The sequence below is a fragment of the Sphaerisporangium sp. NPDC004334 genome (assembly GCF_053602655.1).
Genome location: NZ_JBSGDZ010000010.1, coordinates 241,093 through 255,501 on the forward strand (window position 1 = coordinate 241,093; position 14,409 = coordinate 255,501).

The following is a 14,409-nucleotide window of genomic DNA, read 5'->3' on the forward strand; positions in this document are numbered from 1 at the left end:
GGCGCTCAAGGAAGCAACTTGAACGCAGGCACATGAACCGGTCGCACCACGCGGAAATGGCGATGATCGAGCGTCGCTATCTCCGAAGCCCCAGCCGCTCGGCGATCGCGATGACCGAGGCGTCCACCACGCCGAGCGGCAGGTCCGCGTACGTCCGCACCAGGTGGGCCACACGGGCGAGATCGCCTTCGGCCAGATCGAGCAAGGTCATCTGATCGGTGACGAGAGAGTCGATGAAAGCGGCCTCGGCGCGAGCACCACGCACGGTACTTCTCGAGCAGCCAGCACACCTCGACCATGACAGGCGCGGGAACCAAGAGGGGGCCGGGAGCCGTTTCCAGGAACTCCGCACAGCGGTGGTGACTCTTGTCGTCGGCGTCGAGGGCCGCCACGAGCGGGCCGGTATCGAGGAGGGTCGTCACATCGGACGATCCAAGCCCTCCTTGAGGACTTCTTCATGCCGTTCGGCGAGATCGCCCACCCCGGAGTTCATCATGCCGATGAAAGAGAGCCGGCGTTTGCCCGATTGCTCCGCACTCGCCCCTTCGGGGACGTCGCCGGACTGGACCAGACGCAGGGCGACCGCGCGCAACCGGCGTGCCTGGTCTGGCTTGAGCCGGTCCACCAGGGCATGCAGGTCGTCGTAATCACGCGCGGCGTCCACATCACGAGTGTACGCCGCGCCCCATCCGCGGATCAGCGTTGCCGGTCATCCGCATTGACGACGGCCCAGCATGGGTCTGGGAGTGGGGCGAGCCGGTGGTTTCAGGGGGTGGGCCAGGGATGTGGAGGCAACGGGCGGGAGGCGGAGGCGGGGGTGTGGTCGAGGGTGGGCCAAGCGTGGGCGCCGGCGAGGACGCAGCGGTGGACGGCTCTGGCGACGCGGGCGCCCCACGTGGACCGCGGGCCGCCGAACGGCTCCTCCGGGCCCTCGGCGCGGACCGCGACGCACACGGCGTCCGAGGCGGTGCCCGTGCAGGCGTATCCCGCCTCGGCCAGGGCCTGCGCCTTCGCCTCGGTCACCGTCATCACGGCGTTGACCAGGGCGGCGTCGCTCATCGCCACCGGGACGGCCACGATGATGTTGATGGTCCCCGGCGCCGGGAAGACCGGCCGGGTGGCCGCCTCCCCCCGGACGTCCGAGTCGAGGCCCGGGCGGGCTTCGGGGGCGGGGCGGGGCTCGGGGGCTGGGCGGAGTTCGGGGTCGGGGGTGCCTTCGGGGGAGGCGGCCCAGGTGGGGACGCGCAGGCCGACGGTGGCCACGGCGTCCACTCCCCCGTCGTGCGCGCGGGTGTGGTCGGCGACCGAGGCCGCCGTCAGCATGCCGACCCCGCGTCCGGGCGGCGCGAGTTCGAGCAGGTGCGCGACCGGGTCCATCCGCGAGTAGGCGCCGACGACCTGCGCGTTCAGCACCCACTCCACCGGGCCGATGCCGCCTCCCAGCATGGCCGAGGAGATGGCCCGCCATCCGGGCCCGAGATCCCATAGCAGGGAGGCCAGACGGGCGCCGTCCTCGTGCCGATGGCTCAGGGAGAGCATGCGTCACCCTGTCCGGGATCATCCCCCGGCCGAGGTTGCTCGGAATGACTTCCCGGCCGAGACTGCTCGGAATCGTCCCCTGGCCGAGGCCGCTCGGGAGCGCCGCCTGGCCGTGGGTTGTCAGGTTCGGCGCCGGGGTGGGCCTCCGCCGGGCGCACCTCCACGGGACCGTTCGCCCGGTCGGGCGTCATGGGGAGGGCGGGGCGGACGAGGTTGACCAGGGGGCGGCCGTCCTCGCCCTGGGCGACGCGGACATGAGCGCCGAAGGTGCCGGCCAGCAGCGGCTCGGTGAGCACCCGGCCGACCGGCCCGGAGGCGACGGCGCGGCCGTCGGCGATCAGCAGGACCCGGTCGGCGTACTGCCCGGCCACGCTGAGGTCGTGGACGGTCGTGACGATCGTCAGCCCGTCCGCCAGGCGCAGCCGATCGACCAGTTCGAGCACCTGCTGCTGGTGCCCGAGGTCGAGGGCGGTCGTCGGCTCGTCGAGCAGCAGCACGGGCGCCCGCTGGACCAGTGCCCGCGCGAGCACGACCCGCTGGCGCTCGCCGCCGGACAGGTGGGCGAGCGGCCGGCGCGCGAGGCCGGCCAGGTCCAGGCGTTCCAGGACGGACTCGGTGACCTCGCGGTCGTGCCTGCCGTCGCGACCGAGGTAGGAGATGTAGGGGGTGCGTCCCAGCAGGGCGTACTCCAGGACGGTCAGGCCGGGCGGGAGCAGGGGGTTCTGGGGGGCGTAGGCCATCAGCCGGGCCCGCTGCCGCGGCTTGAGCGAGCGCGCGGGCAGCCCGTCCACCAGCACCTCGCCCCGCGCGTCCAGCAGGCCCATCATCGCGCGCAGCAGCGTGGACTTGCCGGCGCCGTTCGGGCCGATGACCGCCAGCCACTCGCCGTCACGCGCCGACAGCCCGACGTCCGACAGCACCGTCCGCCCGCCGAGCGACACCGACAGCCCGCTCACCTCGATCGCGCTCACGACCGTCTCCTCGTGGTCATGCCTCCACCGCCCTGGTGGCGCGCAGCACCGCGACGAAGAAGGGGGCGCCGATGAAGGCCGTGACCACGCCGATGGGCAGTTCGGCCGGGGCCAGGACGGTGCGGGCGACCAGGTCGGCGAGCACCAGGAACGCGGCCCCTGCCAGCAGCGAGATCGGCAGCACCACCCGGTAGGACCCGCCCGCGAGGCGGCGGACGGCGTGCGGCACGACGATGCCGACGAACCCGATGAGCCCGCTGACGGCCACCGCCGACGCCGTGGCCAGCGAGGCCGCGCACAGCACCACGAGCCGGACGCGAGCCGCGTTCACCCCGAGGCTGCCGGCCTCGTCGTCCCCGACCGACAGCACGTCGAGCAGGCGGCCGTGCGCCATCAGCACGGCCGCCGAGACCACGGCGTAGGGGGCGACGAGCCACACCTGCGACCAGTCGCCGCCGATGCCGCCGAGGATCCACGAGTAGATGCGCTGGAGCTGCTCGACCTTGACCTGCTGGACGAACGCCTGCAACGCCGACAGGAAGGAGGCCACCGCCACCCCGGCCAGGACCAGGGTCGCGGTGCCGCCGCCGCGCGCGGCCGTGTTGCCCAGCGCGTACGCCAGCAGCACGCCGCCGATCGCCCCGCCGAAGGCCGCCAGCGGCACCAGCCCCTCGGCCTGGACCAGGACGATGACCAGGGTGGCGGTGAGGCCCGCGCCGGCGGCGGCGCCGAGCAGGTACGGGTCGGCGAGCGGGTTGCGGAACACGCCCTGGTAGCCGGCGCCCGCCATCGCCAGTAGCCCGCCGACGATCGCCGCCAGCACGACGCGGGGCATCCTGAGCTCGAAGAGCAGCCCGCGCTCGACCGGGGACAGCCCGGAGTGCACCGAGACCAACGGCAGCCGGTCCAGTAGTTCCAGCACGACGCCCTTGAGCGGCAGCCCGGCCGCGCCGATCATCAGCCCGGCCAGCAGGCAGACCGCGAGCAGGCCGGCCGCGACGAACGGCACCACCGGCCGCATTTTGCCCGGTTCCGCGGAGGCGGCCGGTTCCCCGGAGGCCGGTTCCCCGGAGGCGGCCGGTTCCCCGGTGGCCGGTTCCCCGGAGGCGGCCGGTTCCGGGGAGATGGCGGGGTCGTCCTCCGCGGCGCCGGGAGGGGCGGGCACGGAAGGCACGGAGGGCGGGGAGGGGTCCGGGCGGGTGCCGGTCATGGTTCTCGCAGGTGGTTCGGGGCCGGGCCGGTCAGCCGGCGGCCTTCTTGACCGCCGCGTCGACGGCCTTGGCGAAGTCGACGACGCGCGGGCCCCAGCGGGAGGCGATGTCGTCGTCGATCGGGAACACCTGGTCCTTCTTGATCGCCGACAGGCCGCCCCAGCCGGGCCGCTTGGCCAGGGTCTGCTTGGACTGACCACAGCACTTGGTGTCGGCGAGGAAGATCAGGTCCGGGTCGGCCTTGGCGACGAACTCGCTGGAGAGCTTGGGGTAGCCGCCGGCGGCGTCCGGGGCCTTGTCGGCGATGTTGGTCAGGCCGAACATGCCGTAGATCTGGCCGATGAAGGTGCCGGAGGTGACCGAGTACGGGGTGTTGTCCAGTTCGTGGAAGTAGGTCAGCCCGGCGTCCTTGGGCGCGGCGGCGGCGAGCCGCTCGATCTGCGCCTTCATGTCCGAGGTGACCTGGGCGGCCTTGTCGGGGTTCCCGGTGGCGGCGCCGAGGTCGGCGATCTCGTCGTAGCTCTCCTCCAGCTTGGTCGCGGCCGGTTCGAGCAGGACGGGGATGCCGACCTTGGTGAGCGCGGCCACGACGCCGCCGGTGTCGTTGGCGAGCACGACCAGGTCGGGCTTCTTGGCGATGATCGCCTCGGCGTTCGGCTTGAAGCCGGACAGGTCGGTCTTCGGCGCGTCGGCGGGGTAGGTCGACTGGTCGTCGACCGCGGCGACCTGCGGGCCGGCGCCGATGGCGAACAGGTTCTCGGTCGCGGTGGGCGAGAGCGAGACGATCTGCGCGGGCTTGGCGGGGATGGTGACCGCGCCGTTGCCGGCCTGGACGGTGACCGGGAAGCCGGGCGCCTGCGAAGAGGCGGCGGGGGCGGGGGCGGCCGGGGTGGCGGAGCCTGCTGCGGTGCCGCCGGACTGGCCGCATGCGGCCAGCGTCAGCGCACCCAGCAACGCGCCCGCCAAGGCCGTGTGCACGGGCCTCACGAGGGGATTCCTCCAGTTGCCGGGAATCGAGAGACCCGCGAAATGACGGATCACCCTTTTCCACGAGGGTTGATGGCGTCGGCGCGGCACGCAGGCGACCTGGCTCGGCCGGAGGGCCTCACAGTTGCGGGACAGCGCCGGACTCTCACCGGCTTCGCTGCGCTGCGCGCGTCAAGGGAACGGTACCAACCCCCGGCGGGATCGGACACGACGGGTCGGAACCCGCCCGTGTCCGAGGCCCCTGACCTGCGATGATCAGCGCAGCTGGGCCTCGGCGGCGGCGATGATCTCCTGCAGGCGCAGGCCGTGGCGGGCGTCGAGGGGGTGGCCGCCGCCGCGGCGGACGGTGTGGGCGAACTCGGCGACCATGTCGGGGAAGACGTCGTAGCCGAGATCGCCGCCGTCGAGGGTCTCGGTGCCCTGGCGGCCGAACACCGCGACCTGGGAGGCGCCGTGGTCGACGCGGGCGGCCATGGACAGCGACGCCTCGCTCACCGCGCCGCTCTGGTGCTCCAGCAGCAGGCCCACCCAGCCGAGGGTGTGGCCGTGGGCGCGCACGCCGGTGACCGGCCCGAGGGAGGCGTCCAGCATGTCGATCATGTGCGGCCCGACGTCCAGGATGGCTCCCCGCTCCTGCCGCCACGGGGAGTCGATGGTGTAGAGGGCTCCTGAAACGTTCATCGCGTATCCGCCGAACGGTTCGATGGCGCGCACGCGTTCGAGGAACGCCTTGGTCGTGGCCGAGTAGCGGAAGGTCAGCACCATCTGGGAGGCGACCCCCGCCTCGCCCACGGCGTCGGCCAGGCGCTTGGCCCCGTCGAGGTCGGCGGCGAGGGGCTTCTCCAGCAGCAGCGCCTTGCCGGCGCGGGCGGCCAGGACGCCCAGTTCGGCCTGCACGCCGGGCGGCACGCAGAAGGCGACGGCCTCGCAGACCTCGAACAACTCCTCCAGGCGCTCGTACACCGGGACGCCGAGCCGGGCGGCGGCTCTCGGCCTGCGGGCCCAGACGCCGGTCAGCCGCGTGTGCGGCCCCGCGGCGATGGTGGGGGCGTGGACGGCCTCCGCCCACGGCCCTGCTCCGATCAGGCCCACCGACACCGGTTCCACGACGCATCAGCTCCCGACTTATCAGATCAATCGTGGCGAGACTAGCCGAGCCTCAGCCGGGCGCGCGGCATCTCCGGCCGACCGCTCGGATGCGGGGGCCCGGAAAGACCGGCAAATACCATATCTGACGAAGAAAATCATTAGTTGCCCGGAAACTTGATCGGAGTCGTAGATCGTGATAGCTCATTGGGCCTGCACCAATTTGCCAGGAGAGTAAGCAATTGTCGCATTCGTGGTCATGCGGCGAGCGGTGCCCGACACAGACGTGCTCCGAACAGGCCGGACGTGCCCCGTCGACCGACGCCTGACCTCGTCTGGGCCGGTGCCCGCATCGCGAGGCGGAACAGTCCACGCCATCAAGACATGACCCCGGATACCCCACAAGCAGCTCACAATTGGAGTAGTCACGATGTCGGTCGTCGCTTCCCCCCGGCGTGCCCGAACAATTCCGCTCCGCCGGATACTCGCGCCAATCGTGCGCGACCCGGTGAACATGCTGGCGGAACTGGGGAGGGAGTCGGCGGGAGGCATCGTCCGGCTGCCCGTGGGCACCCCGTCGATCTACCTCGTCAGCCACCCCGACGACGTCCAGCACGTCCTGCGCGGCAACTGGGAGAACTACCAGCGCCAGGGGATGTTCTGGCGGCCCCTCCAGCGGCTGCTCGGCGCGAGCGTCCTGGACGACGGAGCCGCCTGGCAGAGCAGCCGCGAGATCCTGCAGCCCTTGTTCACCGCCAGGTACGTCGCCTCCCTCGCCGAGCAGATGGCGGCGGCGGTGGACGAGCGGATCGCCGAACTGGAGCCGTACGCCGCGTCGGGGCGCTCGTTCGACGCGGGCGAGGAACTGGCCGACGTCGTCAACCAGACGGTGATCAAGGTGCTGTTCGCCGGGCGGCTGTCGCGTGAGGGCGGGCGCCGCCTGTCCCCCGCCTACGACCGCGCGGCGCGCTCCATCGCCTTCCGCCTGCTCCTGCCGTCGATGCCGTACAGCGTCCGGCTCCCCGGCGACCGGGCCTTCATGGACGCGGTCCGGCGGATCGACGACGTCGTCCTGCCGATGATCAGGCAGGACCGGGACCGGCGGCGGTCCGGCACCGACGTGTTCTCCGCGCTCGTCCGGGCGCGCGAGGAGCAGGGGGCCGACGAGCGACAGGTGCGCGACGACATCGTCAGCGTCTACGGGGCGGCGGCCGAGTCCACGGCGACGACACTGACCTGGCTGTGGGCGACGCTCGCCGCCCATCCGGAGGTCGCCTCCGGCCTCTACGAGGAGGTCGGCCGGGTCGTCGGCGACGGGCCGGTCCGGGCCTCCCACCTGCCCGAACTGCGCTACACCAAGATGGTCCTGCAGGAGCTGATGCGCCTGCGGCCGGCGGGCTGGCTGTTCCCGCGCATGGCCAAGCGGGCCGACCTGGTCGGCGGGGTGCAGATCGAGGCCGGAGCGCAGGTGCTGATCACCCCCTACGCGACCCACCGGCTGGACGAGTTCTGGGAACGCCCGCTGGAATTCGACCCCGAGCGGTTCGCGCCCGGCCGGCAGGAGCGCAGGCACAGGTACGCCTACTTCCCCTTCGGCGGCGGACCCCACCAGTGCCTCGGCCGGCATCTGTTCGACATGGCCGCGCCGCTCATCGTGGCGGCGCTGCTGAGCCGATTCCGCCCGGTGGTGCGCGGCGGCGGGCCGTTCACGCCGGCCGCGGCCGGGTCGCTGCGCCCGAAGGAGAAGGTGGAACTGGCACTGGTACGCGCCCCCCACCTGCTGCGTGGGGCGCTGTGATGGCGGCGTCCTTCGCGCACGGCCTGAGCGCCGTGGAATGCGGGCGGGCCGCCGCGGTGGCCGGACGATCGCAGCGGCACATGACCGAGTGGGCGGCCGCCTACCCCGCCCTGTTCTCCGCCAAGCCGTTCGACGCCGCGCTGTACGGCACGGTGGCGATGGCGATGGCGTTCAGCGGACCGCGGCACACCGCCGAGGAGCTGAGGACGGCGAACAAGGCGTGCCTGTGGGCGTTCGCACTCGACTGGCTGATCGACTACGCGCTCACCTCGGCGGAGGAGGTCCGCGGCCACGCGCGGGTGTGCCTGGAGGTGGCGGCCGGCGAGGGGCCGCCACCCGGGGACGACCTTGCCCGGATGCTCGCCGACATCCGCGCCGGGCTGGCCGGGGCGCCGGCGTGGCCGGCGATGGAGGACATCTGGCAGGACGAACTGCGGCGCACGCTCGAGGCGATGGTGCGGGAGTGGGACTGGAAGGCCGCCCATGCCACCCCGTCGTTGGAGGAGTACCTGGCCAACGCCGACAACCACGCCTTCAGCCTGGTGTTCACCTGCCACTGGATCGCCACCGGCGGCCAGGACGCCCCGATGGCCGCGCAGCAGGTGCGCGAGGCGGCCCGCGCGGTGCAGCGGGTGATGCGGCTGCTCAACGACCTGAGCAGCTATGAGCGGGACCGGAGCTGGGGAGACGTCAACGCCCTGCTGATCGGCGCCACGCGCGAAGAGGTCGGCGACCGCGTCGCCGTGCTCACCGCCGAGGCCGGGAAGCTGATCGGCGGCGTGCGGGACGTCCACCCGCGACTGGCCGACTACCTGGAGCGCCAGATGGACTTCTGCGCCGGCTTCTACGCGCTCGGCGAGTACTGGGGGCGGCTGTGAGCGCCCTCCTCCCGCCCCCCGGCGCATCGGACCGCACCACGCCTCACGTCAACGGCCGCGCGGCCATCAGCCGCGGCGGCTCGGCGAACAGGCACACCTCCCCCACCGCGGGCGGCACGACGGGGAACACCACAGGCGACCTGGCGGCGCGGGCCGGCGCGCTTGTGCGGGGGCTGACGGAGCGACCCTGGGGCGAGGTCACCGCGTCGGTCTACGAGACCGGACGGCTGGTCACGCTGGCCCCGTGGCTGACCGGCCACGCCGAGCGCGTGGCGTTCCTGACCGGCGCCCAGCGACCGGACGGCTCGTGGGGCGTGCATGACGACTACGCCCTGGTGCCCACGCTGAGCGCCACCGAGGCCCTGCTCGCCGAACTGCGGCGCGGCCGCACGGCGGGCGGCGCCACCGGCGGCGGCCCGCTGACCACGGCCCTGGACGGCGAGCACGGGACGCCGGCCGCGGCGGCCGGGCGCGGGCTGCGGGCGCTGCTGCGGTGGTCGCGCGGCGGGTACACGGGCCCGCGCCCCGACATGCCGGCGGTCGAGCTGATCGTCCCGTACCTGGTGGAGGCGGTGAACGGGCACCTGGAGGCTGTGCGGGCGGCCGGCCTGGCCCCCTCCCCCCTGGGGGACGGGGCGGCGTCGCTGTCCCTGCCGCCGGGCATGCGGACCGACAGGCTGGCCGGCGTCCGCTCGGCGCTGCGCGCGGGCGCCGTGCTGCCGGACAAGCTGATGCACGCCCTGGAGGTGGCGGGCGACGCCGCGGCCGGCGCCCGCGGGGTGCCGATCACGCCGGCCGGGACGGTCGGAGCCTCGCCCGCCGCCACGGCCGCGTGGCTCGGCGCCGGGAGGGCTCCCGAGCCGGGCCATCCGGCGCGCGTCCACCTGGAGGCGGTGGCGCGCCTGCACGGCGGGCCGGTGCCGTGCGGGATGCCGATCACCGTGTTCGAACGCGGCTGGGTGGTGAGCTGGCTGCTTCGCGCGGGCGTCCCGGTGGCCATGCCGGCGCGGGTGCTGCGGAGCCTGAACGAGGGGCTCGGCCCTCAGGGCATCCCGGCGGGAGCGGGACTGCCGGGTGACGCGGACACCACCTCGGTCGCCCTGTACGCCCTCGCCCTGGCGGGCGCGACCGGGGAGCCCGGGGAGCCCGGGGAGCCCGGGGAGCCCGCCAGTCTGTGGGGGTACCGGGCCGGGACGCACTTCGCGACCTGGCAGGGCGAGCAGGGGTTCTCGACGACGACCAACGCGCACGTCCTGGACTGCTTTCGCGAGTACGCCACCGGCCGTCCCGACGCCTCCCCCCGATACGCGGCCGCGATGGCGGAGGTCGCGGGCTGGCTGCTCGAACGGCAGGCGGCCGACGGGAGCTGGTCGGACCGGTGGCACGCCTCCCCCTACTACGCGACGATGTGCTGCGCGGTCGCGCTCGACGCGGCCGGCGGCGGGCGCGTCGAGCGCGACCGCGTGCGGCGGGCGGTGCGCTGGGTGCTGTCGGGTCAGCGGGCGGACGGCGCGTGGGGGCTGTGGCGGGGCACGGCGGAGGAGACCGCCTATGCCATGCAGACGCTGCTGCTGTGCGAGTCGGCGCGCGAGGAGCCCGGACGCGACCGCGCGGTCGCCTCCGGGCACGCCTACCTGCTGCGCGCGGGCGAGGATGAGCCGTGCACGCCCATGTGGCACGACAAGGATCTGTACACGCCGCTCGCGGTCGTCCGCGCGGCCATCATCGGCGCACTGCATCTCGCGGGGCGTGACGCGACGGTGGCACCGCATCTGAAATCCGCCCATTAATGCGACTAACCGGACACCATACGGGAGACGTCACCATATAGGACCATCCTTAACTGCCATGTTTACCGGTGCTGACAGCGGAGGATCGTGGCCGGATTTCCTCCATGCTAAGGTTCCGGGGGCGACACGGTGAAATGCCCCCTTCGACGCGATAGCCATGCAATAACATACTTCGACACCGGTTTCACCGATATCATGCGCCCTGACGGCACGGAGGGCTTCCTGACTTTGGCCAGGGATGGAGTTATGCGCTTCCACAATCCGCGGGTACGTGCCAAGGTCACGGCTCTGCTGATATCACTCGTGGCGCTCTGGAGTTTCGCGGCGTGGGTGACCTTCCGCGAGGGCCTGAACCTGCTGTGGGTCAACACACTCGACACCAACGTGTCACAGCCGGCCGAGCGGCTGATCACCGAGCTCCAGCGCGAGCGCCTGCTGACCACGGTCACGCTGGGCGAGGACGACCTCCGCGACCGACCGAGCGGGACGCTCACCACCCAGCGCGCGCGCACGCTGGCGGCGGGAGAGACCTTCCACCGCCTGATCGGCGACGCCAGCGTGCGCCGCGCGGCGAGCGACGCCGTGCTGCGCCGCATCGCGGCGGCCGACCAGTCGCTCCAGCGCCTGGTGCCCCTGCGCAAGCGCATCGACGCCCGCCAGATCGACCGCCACGCCGCGGGCGAGGCCTTCACCCAGGTCGTCGAGTCGGTCTACAACATCTACGACGCGCTGGCCGGCCTGGACGACCAGGACTTCGCCAAGGACACCCGCACCCTGGTCGCGATGGCGCGGGCCAAGGAGCTGATCTCGCAGGAGGACGCGTTCGTCGCCGGCGCGCTGGCGGCGGGCGGGCTCACCCCGGCCGAAGCGGTCACCTTCAGCCAGATGGTCGGCGCCCGGCGGTACACCCTGGCCGGCGCCTCCTCCGAGCTCCCCACGATGGAGCACGCCGCCTTCCAGCGGCTGGAGAACAGCGAGACCTTCAAGCGCTTCCGCTCGACCGAAGACCAGCTCATCCGGGAAGGCATGGGCGGCGGCCCGCCGCCCGTCGGGGCGGAGACGTGGAGGTCGTCGGCCGAGAGCATCCTCTCCCAGCTCGACCGGCTCATCCAGGACAGCGGAGACGCCCTGGTCGAGCGGGCCACACCCCTCGCGGTCGGCGTCATCGTCCGCCTGGTGCTCATGGGGGGTCTCGGCCTGCTCGCGGTCATCGCGTCCATCATGCTGTCGATCACCACGGCCCGCGCGCTGGTGCGGCGGCTGGAGGAGCTGCGCGCCGCCGCCCTGGAGCTGGCCTCACAGAGGCTGCCGAGCGTCGTGGAACGTCTCGGCCGGGGCGACGACGTGGACGTCAAGGCCGAGGCGCCGCCGCTCGCGGTCGGCAACGACGCCATCGGGCAGGTGGGCCAGGCGTTGAACATCGTCCAGGAGACGGCCATCGCGGTCGCGGTGGGGCAGGCGGAGCTGCGGCGCGGCTACCGGGGCATCCTGCTCAGCCTGGCCCGGCGCACCCAGTCGCTGGTCCACCGGCAGCTCACCATCCTCGACGCCATGGAGAAGCGGGAGACCGAGCCGGGCGAGCTGGCCGACCTGTTCCGGGTCGACCACCTGGCCACCCGCATGCGGCGCAACGCCGAGAACCTCATCGTCCTGTCCGGCGCCTCCCCCGGCCGCGCCTGGCGGCGCTCGGTGCCGATGGTCGACGTGGTCCGCGGCGCGCTCGCCGAGGTGGAGGACTACACCCAGGTCACGCTGATGCCCATGGGCGAGGCGCAGCTCGCCGGCCGGGCCATCGGCGACGTCATCCACCTGCTCGCCGAGCTGATCGAGAACGCCGTCTCCTTCTCCCCGCCGTACGCCTCGGTGCAGGTCAGCGGCCAGGAGGTCGCCAAGGGATACGTCGTGGAGATCGAGGACCGCGGTCTCGGCATGCCCCCGGACGAGCTGGCCGCGGCCAACGAGCGCATCGCCGACCCGCCCGAGTTCAAGCTGAGCGGCACGCCCCGCCTCGGCCTGTACGTGGTCAGCCGCCTGGCCTCGCGGCACAAGATCAGGGTCACGCTGAAGTCCTCTCCGTACGGCGGCACGACCGTCGTCGTCCTGATCCCCCGCGAGTTGATCGAGTCCGACTCCGACATCGAGCCCGACATCGAGCCGGACGCGGCGCCCGCCGGCGTGCCGCTGAACGGCGTGCCGGAGCCCCGGCAGGGAGGGCACAGTCCGACCGGGGAGGTTCCCGTGCACGCCGCCGACGATCCCGAGGATTCCCGTCCGCCGCTGCTGACGGTGGCCCCGCGGTGGGACGACCCGCCCGTCAACGAGCTGCCGGACCTGCCGGCGCCCCCGCCCGAGCGGCCCGCCTACACCCCCTCCGGGCTGCCCAGGCGCGTCGCGCAGGCGCACCTGGCGCCGGAGCTGCGCGAGCAGCCCCCGCCGCCGGTCCCGGCCGCCGCCGAGGAGGACGACGAGCTGTCGCCGGAGGACCTGCGGCGGCTGATGGGCTCCTTCCAGAGCGGCACGGAACGCGGCCGCTTCGACGCCGCCAGGCTGCCGCGCCGCCTGGACGCCACCCCGACACGGGAGGACGAACCTCCGACCGCATCCCCGTGAGCCCGCGGACCACGGCCGCGGGTGACCGAACTCCGCCTCGCCAGGTGACCGCCGGAGACCAATGGAGACGACGTAGTGAACAGTGTGAGCCGGTAAAAGAGGACAGCGAGTGATGCAAAGGACGAGTTCCCCCGCCGACCTGGCCTGGTTGCTGGACGACCTGGTCGAGCGGGTGAGGGAAGCCGAACACGGGATCGTTCTGTCCACCGACGGGCTGCTCCTGGCCACATCGCAAGGCCTCACGCGGGCCGACGCCGAGCACCTGTCCGCGGTGGCGGCGGGGATCCAGAGCCTGGCCCAGGGGGCCAGCGAGCGCTTCGCGGGCGGAGCCGTACGGCAGACCATCATCGCGATGAAGTCGGCCTACCTTGTCGTGACCGTGGCCGGAGAGGGCGCCTGTCTGGCCGTCCTGTGCGCCGGCGACGCCGATGTGGGCCTGGTCGCCTACGAGATGGCCATGCTGGTGACCCGTGTCGGGCAGTACCTCACCTCGCCCGCCCGCTCCGACGGCGCCGCCAGAAGGGAAGGGGGCGGCACATGACGCACCTGTCCGACGACCCGGCCGAGGAGCAGTGGCTCGACGACGAGGCCGGGCGCATCGTCCGCCCGTACGTGATGACGCGCGGGCGCACCGAGCCGAGCCGGGGCCGTATCGACCTGATCACCCTGGTGGTGACCCTGAACACGGCGCCCGCCACCGAGCCCGGCCTCGGCCCCGAGCACCACACCATCGTCAGGCTGTGCGAGCGGCCGTTGTCGGTCGCCGAGATCGCCGCCCACCTGGACCTGCCGGCCGGCACCGTCCGCGTCCTGCTGGGCGACCTCGTGGACCGAGGGCTCGTCGCCATCCAGGAGCCCGCGCGGGAGACGGACGTTCTCGACCTGGAAACCTACAAGGCGGTGCTCAATGGACTCCGTACGCTCTGACGTCGGCGCGGCGCGCGCCAAGCTGCCCACGGCGATCAAGATCCTGATCGCGGGCGGGTTCGGGGCAGGCAAGACGACCATGGTCGGCTCGGTGTCGGAGACGCGCCCGCTGCGCACCGAGGAGACGCTCACCGACCGGGGTGTCGGCGTGGACGACCTGTCGGGCGTGGAGGAGAAGAAGACCACCACGGTCGCGATGGACTTCGGCCGCATCTCCATCGGCGACGCCCACGTGCTGTACCTGTTCGGCACCCCGGGCCAGGAGCGGTTCTGGTTCGTGTGGGACGAGTTGGCGCTGGGCGCGATGGGCGCCGTGGTGATCGCCGACACCCGCCGCCTGGCCGACTGCTTCCCGTCGGTGGACTACTTCGAGCGGCGCGGCACGCCGTTCATCGTCGCGGTCAACTGTTTCGAGGGCGCCAGGCGCTACGACCTGCAGGAGATCCGCATGGCGCTCGACCTCGGCCCCGCCACACCCGTCGTCCTCTGCGACGCGCGGCAACGGGAGTCGAGCAAGAACGTGCTGGTCACACTGGTGCAGCACGCGATGCGCAGCCGCACCGGCGCCGAGGAGCCGGTCGCCGGCTGACCGGCACCACGGCTCCTGGCCGG

14 protein-coding genes, 1 pseudogene and 1 riboswitch are annotated in these 14,409 nt (G+C 72.9%); of the genes and pseudogenes, 7 read left to right on the plus strand and 8 right to left on the minus strand.

All coding sequences use genetic code 11. The features are described from left to right. Positions 1-76 precede the first annotated feature (76 nt). The 8 genes and pseudogenes from ACWEN6_RS15305 to ACWEN6_RS15340 form a co-directional block, all read right to left on the minus strand. Positions 77-211, minus strand: coding sequence for a hypothetical protein (locus ACWEN6_RS15305; protein WP_452570800.1), 135 nt, complete (start codon positions 209-211; stop codon positions 77-79). A gap of 37 nt (positions 212-248) precedes the next feature. Next, positions 249-422, minus strand: a pseudogene (locus tag ACWEN6_RS15310) (PIN domain-containing protein); the annotation flags it as partial. Further along, positions 419-664 (minus strand): hypothetical protein, encoded by a 246-nt coding sequence (locus tag ACWEN6_RS15315; protein WP_354843752.1) that lies wholly within the window; start codon positions 662-664, stop codon positions 419-421. The gene ACWEN6_RS15315 and the pseudogene ACWEN6_RS15310, both read right to left, overlap by 4 nt. Before the next feature lie 101 nt (positions 665-765). Next, positions 766-1,539, minus strand: a complete 774-nt coding sequence (locus ACWEN6_RS15320) for an adenosylcobinamide amidohydrolase (RefSeq protein ID WP_452570758.1) — start codon at positions 1,537-1,539, stop codon at positions 766-768. Beyond that, a complete protein-coding gene (locus ACWEN6_RS15325) occupies positions 1,527-2,510 on the minus strand; it encodes an ABC transporter ATP-binding protein (protein WP_452570759.1) in 984 nt (327 codons plus the stop codon). Before ACWEN6_RS15325 ends, ACWEN6_RS15320 begins: the two co-directional genes overlap by 13 nt. Positions 2,511-2,526: 16 nt before the next feature. Next, positions 2,527-3,531: a FecCD family ABC transporter permease gene (locus ACWEN6_RS15330; protein WP_452570799.1), complete on the minus strand. Its 1,005-nt coding sequence runs from the start codon at positions 3,529-3,531 to the stop codon at positions 2,527-2,529. 220 nt (positions 3,532-3,751) lie between these two features. After that, entirely contained in the window at positions 3,752-4,708 is a 957-nt protein-coding gene (locus tag ACWEN6_RS15335; protein ID WP_452570760.1) for an ABC transporter substrate-binding protein, read from the minus strand. Positions 4,709-4,806: 98 nt separating this feature from the next. Further along, a riboswitch (cobalamin riboswitch) is annotated at positions 4,807-4,861 on the minus strand. 102 nt (positions 4,862-4,963) lie between these two features. Beyond that, positions 4,964-5,815, minus strand: coding sequence for a Gfo/Idh/MocA family protein (locus tag ACWEN6_RS15340; RefSeq protein ID WP_452570761.1), 852 nt, complete (start codon positions 5,813-5,815; stop codon positions 4,964-4,966). Positions 5,816-6,290: 475 nt separating this feature from the next. On the opposite strand from ACWEN6_RS15340, the gene ACWEN6_RS15345 reads away from it, so the two are divergent. The 7 genes from ACWEN6_RS15345 to ACWEN6_RS15375 all read left to right on the plus strand — a co-directional run bounded on the left by ACWEN6_RS15345 (position 6,291) and on the right by ACWEN6_RS15375 (position 14,386). Then, positions 6,291-7,592 carry a cytochrome P450 gene (locus tag ACWEN6_RS15345; protein WP_452570762.1) on the plus strand — a complete coding sequence of 434 codons (1,302 nt, stop codon included), beginning with the start codon at positions 6,291-6,293 and terminating at the stop codon, positions 7,590-7,592. Next, positions 7,592-8,470, plus strand: a complete 879-nt coding sequence (locus ACWEN6_RS15350) for a terpene synthase family protein (protein ID WP_452570763.1) — start codon at positions 7,592-7,594, stop codon at positions 8,468-8,470. Before ACWEN6_RS15345 ends, ACWEN6_RS15350 begins: the two co-directional genes overlap by 1 nt. Next, positions 8,467-10,260, plus strand: coding sequence for a prenyltransferase/squalene oxidase repeat-containing protein (locus ACWEN6_RS15355; protein WP_452570764.1), 1,794 nt, complete (start codon positions 8,467-8,469; stop codon positions 10,258-10,260). The genes ACWEN6_RS15350 and ACWEN6_RS15355 overlap by 4 nt, the downstream gene beginning before the upstream one ends. Before the next feature lie 246 nt (positions 10,261-10,506). After that, the gene (locus tag ACWEN6_RS15360; RefSeq protein ID WP_452570765.1) at positions 10,507-12,870 is read left to right on the plus strand and encodes a sensor histidine kinase; all 2,364 of its coding nucleotides are present in this window, start codon (positions 10,507-10,509) and stop codon (positions 12,868-12,870) included. A gap of 112 nt (positions 12,871-12,982) precedes the next feature. Beyond that, the gene (locus tag ACWEN6_RS15365) at positions 12,983-13,411 is read left to right on the plus strand and encodes a roadblock/LC7 domain-containing protein (protein ID WP_452570766.1); all 429 of its coding nucleotides are present in this window, start codon (positions 12,983-12,985) and stop codon (positions 13,409-13,411) included. Further along, on the plus strand, positions 13,408-13,797 hold the full coding sequence (locus ACWEN6_RS15370) for a DUF742 domain-containing protein (protein WP_452570767.1): 390 nt from the start codon (positions 13,408-13,410) through the stop codon (positions 13,795-13,797). Before ACWEN6_RS15365 ends, ACWEN6_RS15370 begins: the two co-directional genes overlap by 4 nt. Continuing rightward, positions 13,778-14,386, plus strand: a complete 609-nt coding sequence (locus ACWEN6_RS15375; protein WP_452570768.1) for a GTP-binding protein — start codon at positions 13,778-13,780, stop codon at positions 14,384-14,386. Before ACWEN6_RS15370 ends, ACWEN6_RS15375 begins: the two co-directional genes overlap by 20 nt. Positions 14,387-14,409: the final 23 nt, after the last annotated feature.

What these genes read in the sequence shown, in the direction of transcription:
- ACWEN6_RS15305 (WP_452570800.1), bottom strand. Translation starts at nt 211, where the DNA reads ATGACCTTGCTCGATCTGGCCGAAGGCGATCTCGCCCGTGTGGCCCAC.
- ACWEN6_RS15320 (WP_452570758.1), bottom strand. Translation starts at nt 1,539, where the DNA reads ATGCTCTCCCTGAGCCATCGGCACGAGGACGGCGCCCGTCTGGCCTCC.
- ACWEN6_RS15330 (WP_452570799.1), bottom strand. Translation starts at nt 3,531, where the DNA reads ATGCGGCCGGTGGTGCCGTTCGTCGCGGCCGGCCTGCTCGCGGTCTGC.
- ACWEN6_RS15350 (WP_452570763.1), top strand. Translation starts at nt 7,592, where the DNA reads ATGGCGGCGTCCTTCGCGCACGGCCTGAGCGCCGTGGAATGCGGGCGG.
- ACWEN6_RS15360 (WP_452570765.1), top strand. Translation starts at nt 10,507, where the DNA reads ATGCGCTTCCACAATCCGCGGGTACGTGCCAAGGTCACGGCTCTGCTG.
- ACWEN6_RS15365 (WP_452570766.1), top strand. Translation starts at nt 12,983, where the DNA reads ATGCAAAGGACGAGTTCCCCCGCCGACCTGGCCTGGTTGCTGGACGAC.
- ACWEN6_RS15370 (WP_452570767.1), top strand. Translation starts at nt 13,408, where the DNA reads ATGACGCACCTGTCCGACGACCCGGCCGAGGAGCAGTGGCTCGACGAC.
- ACWEN6_RS15375 (WP_452570768.1), top strand. Translation starts at nt 13,778, where the DNA reads ATGGACTCCGTACGCTCTGACGTCGGCGCGGCGCGCGCCAAGCTGCCC.